Annotated in this window: 9 protein-coding genes; 8 read left to right on the forward strand and 1 reads right to left on the reverse strand. The window is 69.4% G+C overall.

Annotation, left to right across the window (positions count from 1 at the left end):
• From ADBZ6I_RS13490 to purF, 4 genes are all read left to right on the forward strand, one after another.
• Positions 1–1,076, forward strand: a 1,076-nt coding sequence (locus ADBZ6I_RS13490; protein ID WP_526384654.1) for an alpha/beta-hydrolase family protein, incomplete at its 5' end; no start/stop codon positions are given.
• Positions 1,073–1,705 (forward strand): Rv0804 family intramembrane glutamic endopeptidase, encoded by a 633-nt coding sequence (locus ADBZ6I_RS13495; protein ID WP_526384656.1) that lies wholly within the window; start codon positions 1,073–1,075, stop codon positions 1,703–1,705. The genes ADBZ6I_RS13490 and ADBZ6I_RS13495, both read left to right, overlap by 4 nt.
• Positions 1,702–2,091 (forward strand): sterol carrier family protein, encoded by a 390-nt coding sequence (locus ADBZ6I_RS13500; protein WP_526384658.1) that lies wholly within the window; start codon positions 1,702–1,704, stop codon positions 2,089–2,091. Before ADBZ6I_RS13495 ends, ADBZ6I_RS13500 begins: the two co-directional genes overlap by 4 nt.
• 104 nt (positions 2,092–2,195) lie before the next feature.
• Positions 2,196–3,704, forward strand: a complete 1,509-nt coding sequence (gene purF / locus ADBZ6I_RS13505; protein WP_526384660.1) for an amidophosphoribosyltransferase — start codon at positions 2,196–2,198, stop codon at positions 3,702–3,704.
• Between the two features lie 44 nt (positions 3,705–3,748).
• Here the strand turns inward: purF and ADBZ6I_RS13510 are convergent, their stop codons facing one another.
• Positions 3,749–5,068, reverse strand: a complete 1,320-nt coding sequence (locus ADBZ6I_RS13510; protein ID WP_526384662.1) for an NAD(P)H-binding protein — start codon at positions 5,066–5,068, stop codon at positions 3,749–3,751.
• 150 nt (positions 5,069–5,218) lie between these two features.
• On the opposite strand from ADBZ6I_RS13510, the gene ADBZ6I_RS13515 reads away from it, so the two are divergent.
• Genes ADBZ6I_RS13515 through purM form a run of 4 tightly spaced genes read left to right on the forward strand, consistent with a single transcriptional unit; the run spans position 5,219 to position 8,607 of the window.
• On the forward strand, positions 5,219–5,593 hold the full coding sequence (locus tag ADBZ6I_RS13515) for an amidohydrolase family protein (protein ID WP_526384664.1): 375 nt from the start codon (positions 5,219–5,221) through the stop codon (positions 5,591–5,593).
• A gap of 21 nt (positions 5,594–5,614) precedes the next feature.
• The gene (locus ADBZ6I_RS13520) at positions 5,615–6,253 is read left to right on the forward strand and encodes a DUF2461 domain-containing protein (RefSeq protein WP_526384666.1); all 639 of its coding nucleotides are present in this window, start codon (positions 5,615–5,617) and stop codon (positions 6,251–6,253) included.
• Positions 6,254–6,260: 7 nt separating this feature from the next.
• Positions 6,261–7,475: an L-2-hydroxyglutarate dehydrogenase gene (gene lhgD / locus ADBZ6I_RS13525; RefSeq protein WP_526384668.1), complete on the forward strand. Its 1,215-nt coding sequence runs from the start codon at positions 6,261–6,263 to the stop codon at positions 7,473–7,475.
• Between the two features lie 31 nt (positions 7,476–7,506).
• Entirely contained in the window at positions 7,507–8,607 is a 1,101-nt protein-coding gene (gene purM, locus ADBZ6I_RS13530) for a phosphoribosylformylglycinamidine cyclo-ligase (RefSeq protein ID WP_526384670.1), read from the forward strand.
• Positions 8,608–8,748 lie beyond the last annotated feature (141 nt).

Here is an 8,748-nt window from a genome sequence, read left to right on the forward strand (position 1 = left end):
AGCCCGAACGATCCGGCAGCCCAGGATCTTTCGCGGCCTGGGATTCGCTGGGTTTTCAGGGTCGCAACTTCACCGGAACCGGCCCTACTGCCGCGGAACTAGCCGCACTCAACGGCCGCCCGGCCAAGCAGCCGATCCGCATCTACGTCGGCCTGCAAACCGCCGCTACCGCCGACGAGCGGGTGGCGGTGCTGCTGTCGGAGTTGCAGCGCACCCGCGCGTTCGACCGACGGATGCTGGTGATCATCCCCACGACCGGCACCGGGTGGGTGGATCCCGTTGCGGCCCGGTCGATCGAATCCATGTACAACGGCGACACCGCCCTGGTGGCCATGCAGTACTCCTACCTGCCCAGCTGGATCTCCTTCCTCGCCGACCGGGACAAATCGGTCGAGTCGGGCCGGTCCATGATCGACGCGGTCCATCGCAGATGGCTGCAGTGGCCGGCCTCGACCAGGCCGAAGCTGGCTCTGTTCGGGGAGAGTCTGGGGTCGATGGCCGGGCAGGGCGCTTTCGGTTACCTGCACGACGTGGCCGACATGAGCTTCGAATCGGTGTTGTGGGTGGGGCCGCCGAATGCCAGCAAGCTGTGGAAGGCGCTCACGGTGCGCCGTGACCCCGGGACGCCGGAAGTCCAGCCACGCTACGACAACGGCCGCACCGTCCGGTTCGCCCAGGCGTCCAGCCCCGCCGAGATCGCCGCAGTGGCTTCGGTGCCGCCGTGGACCGGCACCCGGGTGCTGTTCCTGCAGCACGCGTCGGACCCGGTGGTGTGGTGGTCGCCGGATCTGCTGTTCCGCAAACCGGATTGGCTCGACGAGCCGCCCGGATTCGACCGCTCCGCGGCCATGCGGTGGTACCCGATCGTGACGTTCTGGCAGGTGAGCGCCGATATGGCCGGCAACGTCACCAACTCGACGGGTACTCCGAGCGGACACGGCCACAACTACGGTGAGAGCCAGCTCGACGGCTGGGTGGCCGTCGCCGCCCCGCCGGAGTGGACCGGCTACGACACCGATCGGATCCGTCGCTCGCTGGAAAAGGTGATCTCCGCCGGAGGGCCGGAATTCGGATGAACCGCAAGCAGATTCGTGCTCTAGGTCTTTCGGCCGCATTGGTGGGGTGGAGCTTCACCGCGGGCCTCGACAAGCCGTGGCGGCGTCACCCGTTCGCGCAGGCCGTCTACGGAACCGGGCTGGCTCTGGCCGCTGGCGCCCCGCTGGGCCTGCGGCCGCCGAACCTGATGTCCGGGTGGCGGCTGGGAGGTGCCGTCGCCGGCGCGGTGGCCGCCGGGGTGGCGGTGGGGGCCGCGGTGCCGCGGGTTCGGGCCGCGATGCTGCAACGGCAGTTGCCTGCGCGGCCGGGACACTGGCTGGCGGTGGAAATTCCGCTGGGCACGGTGTGGTCGGAAGAGACCGCTTTCCGGGGAGCTTTGGCGACCGTCGCCGGCGACGCCTTCGGACCGTCGGCCGGCCGGATGATGCAGGCGCTGACCTTCGGCCTCACTCATGTCCCGGACGCGCGCGCAACCGGCGAGCCGATCGGGGTCACCGTCGCCGTCACCGGGCTGGCCGGGTGGGTGTTCGGTCTGCTCGCGGAGCGGTCCGGCAGCCTGGTGGCGCCCATGCTCGCGCATCTGGCGATCAACGAGACCGGCGCGGTTGCGGCGCTTGCGGTGCAGCGCGCCGGGAACAACCGGCGATGAGCCGGCGCGTCGACCCCGAGGGGGCTCGCGCCGCCGTCTGCGCTCTGACGCCGTGGCTGCGCTCCGGCGCGGCGCCGGCACCGGACCGGGCTGCACTGGGCGCGGCGGTCCGGCTCACCGCTCGCACTCTCGGCCAGCTCGCACCGGGATCCAGTGTGGAGCTTCGAGTGCCGCCGTTCGTGGCCGTCCAATGCGTCGCCGGCCCTCGGCATACTCGGGGAACCCCGCCGAATGTGGTGGAGACGGATCCGCGGAACTGGTTGCTACTGGCAACCGGACTCCTTGCTTGGGACGCGGCGGTGGCCAACGGCCTGGTCAGCGTGTCGGGTGCGCGGGCCGCTGAGATCGCGGCGTGGTTGCCATTGATCGAGATCCCCGAAGGGTGATCCGGCCATCCAATTGGGCGAACCGCCGATTCGTTCGATTCCCGGAATTGCCCCGCCGCCCGTAGACTGACACCGCCTACCGACCGCCAGGGAGGATCCCTAGCATGACCGGCCAACTGGAAAACCCACCTCGGGAAGAGTGCGGCGTCTTCGGCGTCTGGGCTCCCGGCGAGGAAGTCGCCAAACTCACCTACTACGGCCTCTACGCGTTGCAGCACCGCGGCCAGGAGGCCGCCGGCATCGCCGTCGCCGACGGCTCGCAGGTGCTGGTATTCAAGGACCTCGGCCTGGTCAGCCAGGTATTCGACGAGCAGACCCTGGGTGCGATGCCCGGCCACGTCGCCATCGGCCACTGCCGGTACTCCACCACCGGCTCCACCACCTGGGAGAACGCCCAGCCGGTGTTCCGCAACACCGCCGCCGGTACCGGGGTTGCGCTGGGTCACAACGGCAACCTGGTCAACACCGCCGAACTGGCCGCCCGCGCCCGCAAAGCCGGTTTGATCAACCACAAAGCCCCCGGCGCAGCCACCACCGACTCCGACATCCTCGGCGCCCTGCTGGCCGGCGGTGCCGCGGACTCCAGCATCGAGCAGGCGGCGCTGGAGTTGTTGCCGAGTGTGCGCGGCGCGTTCTGCCTGGTTTTCATGGACGAGACCACGCTGTACGCCGCCCGGGACCCGTTCGGGGTGCGGCCGCTGTCGTTGGGTCGGCTGGACCGCGGTTGGGTGGTGGCTTCGGAAACCGCCGCGCTGGACATCGTCGGCGCGTCGTTCGTGCGCGACATCGAGCCCGGTGAACTGCTGGCCATCGACGCCGACGGGGTGCGGTCCACCCGGTTCGCGCCGCCCACCCCCAAGGGCTGTGTCTTCGAATACGTCTACCTGGCCCGGCCGGACAGCGTGATCGGCGGCCGTTCGGTACACGCGGCCCGGTTGGACATCGGGCGGCGCCTGGCCAGGGAGCTGCCGGTCGACGCCGACCTGGTGATCGGTGTGCCGGAGTCCGGCACCCCCGCGGCGGTGGGTTACGCCCAGGAATCCGGCATTCCGTTCGGGCAGGGCCTGATGAAGAACGCCTACGTGGGGCGGACCTTCATCCAGCCCTCGCAAACCATCCGTCAGCTCGGTATCCGGCTGAAGCTCAATCCCCTCAAGGATGTGATCCGCGGTAAGCGGCTGATCGTGGTGGACGACTCGATCGTCCGGGGCAACACCCAGCGGGCCCTGATCCGAATGCTGCGCGAAGCGGGCGCGCTGGAGGTGCACGTCCGGATCGCCTCCCCGCCGGTGAAGTGGCCGTGCTTCTACGGGATCGACTTCGCCACCCCCGCCGAACTGATCGCCAACGCGCCGGGAACCCAGACCGACGAGGGGGAGATGCTGGAGTCGGTGCGCCAGGCGATCGGCGCCGACACTCTGGGCTACATCTCCCAGCAGGGCATGGTTGCCGCCACCGAGCAGCCGGTCAGCCGGTTGTGCTGCGCCTGCTTCGACGGCAAGTACCCGATCGAGTTGCCGACGGCCACCGCTCTGGGCAAGAACGTGGTGGAGAACATGCTGGCCGCCGTGCAGGCCGGCAGCGACAACGTCTCGGCGCTGAGCCGGCCCTAGCCGCTGAGCCGCTGAGCGGCGGAGCCGGCCCCAGCCGAGTACATCTAGCCGCCGACTGAGGCTGTCACCTTCTTCACCCGGCGCTCCAGCGTCACCGCTTCGAGTGGTCGCGCGGCGTACCAGTAAACCCGCCCGAGCAACCCGCGCGGGTAGAAGATCGCCCGCTGTTCATAGCGACTTCCCTTGCCTTCCGGGGTGACGCGCATTTCCAGCCACCGGTCACCGGGGCCGCGACGGGACGAATGCAGCTTGAGCATGTCGGATTCGCGTTCCTCCACCCGCCAGTGGTCCGGCAGGCTGGTCTGGACAGCCTTCCACAGCTGCTCGGGACTGGCGGTCGTGTGTAGCGTCCGGGTGTCGGTGTAGACCACCTCCCCGGCCCATTCCGGATCGCTGGGCGCCAGCCCCGCGGTGCCGGTGTTCCAGGTGGTCTCCACATCGCCGCGTGCGATGCGCGCCAGCGCCAGCTCCACCGAGCGTTTGTAGGGCGTCAGGCCGCCTTCCGGCGGCGGGATGATGGTGTCGATGTCGTGGTTTCCCATCACCGCGTCGCAGTGCAGGGACTCCACGAGTGGCCGCGCCAGGCCCGCCGGGATAGGGGTGACGAACCCCACCCACAGCGAGGCGATCCGGGGAGTGAGCACCGGCAGCACCAGAATCCGGCGTGGCCGCAGCCCGGCCACCTCGGCGTAGCCCTGCATCATCTCGCCGTACTCGAGCACGTCCGGACCGCCGATGTCCCACTCCCGCGACGCCGGCACCGGGCAGCTGGCCGCGGCCACCAGGTAGTGCAGCACGTCGCGGATCGCGATCGGCTGGATCTTGTTGTGCACCCACTTCGGAGTCGTCATCACCGGCAGCCGGTCGGTGAGGTGGCGGACCATCTCGAACGATGCCGAACCCGACCCCACCACCACCCCGGCCTGCAGCACGATGGTCTCGATGCCGGAGGCGATGAGGATCTGCCCGACCGTGGTGCGCGAACCGAGGTGGGTGGACAACTCCGCGCCTTCGGGATGCAATCCGGATAGGTAGACGATGCGGCGGACCCCTGCCTTGCGGGCGGCGTTGACGACGTTCAGGGCGGCGCGGCGTTCCTCGGCGGCGAAGTCCTTCTCGAACCCCATCGAATGCACCAGGTAGTAGACGACGTCGATGCCGGCGAATGCCGCATCCAGCGATGCCGGGTCACCGAGGTCGCCCTTAAAGACCTCGATGCGGTTGCGCCACGGCACGTTGTCCAGCTTTGCCGGGTTGCGCGCCAGCGCACGGACGTCGAACCCGGCGTCGAGCAAGCGGGGCACCAGACGTCCCCCGATGTAGCCCGTAGCGCCGGTCACCAAACAGCGAAGTCGCTCAGTCACCGATACCTCCGATCGTCAGGGTTCACATTCAACCTGGCGCAAGCGGCGCTTCGCAGCGGCTATGCCGTTTGTGTCACAGCGTTGTCACCACAGCCCAGACCCACAGCCCAAACCTGACATGCCTGCGGCCCCTCGGGTTAGCGTGCTGGCGTGGCTGACTCCTACCTGCTCACCAACGGCCCGATCTGGACCGGGGACGCGGCCCAGCCGTGGGCGCCGGCGGTGGTGGTACGGGGTCGTGACCTGGTCTATGTCGGCACCCGCGACGCCGCCCAGATCGAGGCGCTGTTCACCCGACAGCGTCCGGGACATCCCGATGAGGCGCCCTTGGTCGCGCGGCAGCGCATCGGCCTACACGACGCGCTGCGCGGCTACACCGCCAACGGCGCCTATCAGCTGCGCCTGGACCACCGGACAGGCACGATCACCGCAGGCAAGGCCGACGACCTGACCGTGCTGGGCGCCGACCTGTTCCGGGTTGACCCGCAAATGATGGACGGCCGCATCACCCACGACAACCGGTAACCGGACCGGTACAAAGATTGCATGGCATTTCGAGGGTGGCCGGTCGAGGCGGTCGAGTTCTACGAAGGCTTGCAGGCCGACAACTCCAAGGTCTACTGGCAGGAGAACAAGACGGTCTACGAGGACTGCGTGCGCGTGCCGATGGAGCAGTTGCTCGCCGAGTTGGCCGACGAATTCGGCCCCGGCAAGTTGTTCCGGCCCTACCGGGACACCCGGTTCAGCGCCGACAAGGCGCCTTACAAGACGAACTGCGCGGCCACCCTCGGCCCGGGCGGGCAGTCTGTGGGGCAGGCGTACGTGTCGTTCTCCGCCGACGGGTTGTCGGTGGGCGGCGGTTTGTACATGCCCGACCCGGCCGCTCTGCAGCGCTACCGCACGGCGGTGGACCGGGACAAGTCCGGGGACCAACTGGCCGGGGTCACCGCCGCACTGCACGACGGCGGCTACGAGATCATGGCGCACGACGTGCTCAAGACGGCGCCGCGCGGATTCCCCAAGGACCACCCGCGGATCGACCTGTTGCGGCACAAAGGAATTGCCATGATGAAGAACTGGCCGGTGGGCGCCTGGCTGGGCACCGCGAAGGCCAAGGACCGGGTGGTGAGCACCCTGCGGGCCGGTGTGCCGCTCAACGAGTGGCTCGCCCGCTACGTCGGCTGAGCGGTCCATGGTTTCCAGCGACCGCGTCACCAGCGATCTCGTCGTCGTCGGCGCCGGCATCGTCGGTCTCGCCGTGGCACGGGAGTGGGTCACCCGGCGTCCCGACGACACCGTGACGGTGTTGGAGCGCGAGGCCGCCCCGGCATTGCATCAGACCGGGCACAACTCCGGCGTGATCCACGGCGGCATCTATTACCAACCCGGCTCGCTGAAAGCCCGGCTGTGCGTGCACGGCGCCCGGTTGATGTACGAGTACTGCGAGGAGAAGGCGATCCCGCACCAGCGCTGCGGGAAGCTGATCGTGGCAACCCACCGCGACGAACTGCCCCGGCTGGACGACCTGGAGGCCCGCGGCATCGCTAACGCGGTGCCGGGACTGCGCCGGATCGGCCCCGCGGAGATCGGCGAGACCGAGCCCAATGCTGTTGGACTGCAAGCACTTCACGCGCCCAACACCGGCATTGTCGACTACGGCGCCGTGGCCCGGTCACTGGCCGCCGACATCCGGAAAGCCGGCGTCACCGTCCGGTTCGGGGTGGACGTCACCTCGATCGACTCGAGCGAGCCTGCTGTGATCCACACCGCCGCCGGCCCGGTCACCGCACGAGCGGTCATCGTCTGCGCGGGGCTGTGGGCCGATCGGCTCGCCCGCCGTTGCGGCGCGCCGCGTGACCCCCAGATCGTGCCGTTCCGGGGGGCCTACCTCGGCCTCGGACCCAGCGCCCCCCGACTCAACGGGATGATCTACCCGGTTCCCGACCCCGAGCTGCCGTTCCTCGGCGTACACATCACCTCCCACATCGACGGCTCAGCGACGCTGGGCCCTACGGCGATGATGGTCGGCGCGCGGGACGCCTACTCGCTGCGACGGCTGAGTGCCCGGGATACCTGGGAATCGTTGAGCTGGCCGGGAACCTGGCGGGTGGCGCGCCGCTACTGGCGGGTGGGACTCGACGAGATCAGGATGGCGGCCAGCCGGCGTGCGTTCGTCGCGGCGGCCGCCCGCTATATGCCGGGACTGTCGGTCGCCCACCTCGACGGCAGCCGGCATGCCGGTGTGCGGGCCCAGGCGGTCGGCCGGGACGGATCACTGGTCGACGATTTCGTCATCTCCCGGGACGGATCGGTCGCCCATGTCCGCAACGCTCCGTCCCCCGCGGCGACGTCGGCTTTCGCGCTCGCCGCCGAACTGGTCGACCGGGTGAGCCGGTCCGGGGTCTGAGCCGCCACGGCGACGGGTAGCCTTAGCGCCGATGTCTGGCGAGTCGTCGAGAAGTCGACGCGGGGAGGGTGCCCGCGTCTCTTACGCATCCGCCGGAGTCGACATCGAGGCCGGGGACCGCGCCGTCGAACTGTTCAAGCCGCTGGCCAAGCGGGCCACCCGTCCGGAAGTCCGCGGCGGACTGGGCGGCTTCGCGGGGCTGTTCGCCCTGCGCGGCGGGTACCGCGAGCCGGTGCTGGCGTCCTCCACCGACGGGGTCGGCACCAAACTGGCCGTGGCGCAGGCGATGGACATCCACCACACCGTCGGTCTTGACCTGGTCGCCATGGTGGTCGACGACCTCGTCGTCTGCGGCGCCGAGCCGCTATTCCTGCAGGACTACATCGCCGTCGGGCGCACCGTCCCGGAGCGTGTCAGCGCCATCGTGTCCGGCATCGCCGAGGGCTGCGTGATCGCCGGGTGCGCGCTGCTCGGCGGCGAGACCGCCGAGCATCCGGGTCTGATGGAGCCGGACCACTACGACATCTCCGCGACGGGCGTCGGTGTCGTCGAGGCCGACGACATTCTGGGGCCCGACCGCGTGCGGCCCGGCGACGTGATCATCGCGATGGGCTCATCGGGGCTGCACTCCAACGGCTATTCGCTGGCCCGCAAGGTGCTGCTGGAGATCGACCGGATGAATCTCGCCGGCCATGTCGAGGAGTTCGGCCGCACCCTGGGCGAGGAATTGCTCGAACCGACACGTATCTACGCCAAGGACTGCCTGGCACTGGCGGCCGAGACGAAGGTCCGCACCTTCTGCCACGTCACCGGTGGCGGGTTGGCCGGCAATCTGGAACGGGTCATCCCCAACGGCCTGGTCGCCGAGATCGATCGCGGAAGCTGGACACCGGCGCCGGTGTTCGGATTGATCGCCCAGCGCGGCCGGGTGGAACGCGCCGAAATGGAGAAGACCTTCAACATGGGCGTCGGCATGGTGGCCGTCGTGGCGCCGGAGGACACCGACCGGGCGCTGGCCATCCTCACCGCCCGCCATCTGGACAGCTGGGTGTTGGGCAGCGTCATGAAGGCGCCAGCGAAGGGCGGCGACGGGCCGCGGGCCAGCCTGGTAGGCCAGCACCCACGGTTCTAGGTTCTAGAACGAAGGGACCCAGAACGACCGACGTGGCGGGCGGCTCAGGGCCGCCAGTCGTCTTCGTCGCCGAAGGAATCATCGAAGCCGTTGCTGGAAGGCCCGGGCTCGCGATCACCCCCGGCCAGCTCCTGCCGAAGC

The organism is Mycobacterium sp. (genome assembly GCF_044342925.1).
Taxonomy (GTDB): domain Bacteria; phylum Actinomycetota; class Actinomycetes; order Mycobacteriales; family Mycobacteriaceae; genus Mycobacterium.

Excerpts from the sequence above, each read along its gene's own strand:
- ADBZ6I_RS13495 (WP_526384656.1), top strand. The coding sequence starts at position 1,073 with ATGAACCGCAAGCAGATTCGTGCTCTAGGTCTTTCGGCCGCATTGGTG.
- ADBZ6I_RS13500 (WP_526384658.1), top strand. The coding sequence starts at position 1,702 with ATGAGCCGGCGCGTCGACCCCGAGGGGGCTCGCGCCGCCGTCTGCGCT.
- ADBZ6I_RS13520 (WP_526384666.1), top strand. The coding sequence starts at position 5,615 with ATGGCATTTCGAGGGTGGCCGGTCGAGGCGGTCGAGTTCTACGAAGGC.
- lhgD (WP_526384668.1), top strand. The coding sequence starts at position 6,261 with ATGGTTTCCAGCGACCGCGTCACCAGCGATCTCGTCGTCGTCGGCGCC.
- purM (WP_526384670.1), top strand. The coding sequence starts at position 7,507 with ATGTCTGGCGAGTCGTCGAGAAGTCGACGCGGGGAGGGTGCCCGCGTC.
- purF (WP_526384660.1), top strand. The coding sequence starts at position 2,196 with ATGACCGGCCAACTGGAAAACCCACCTCGGGAAGAGTGCGGCGTCTTC.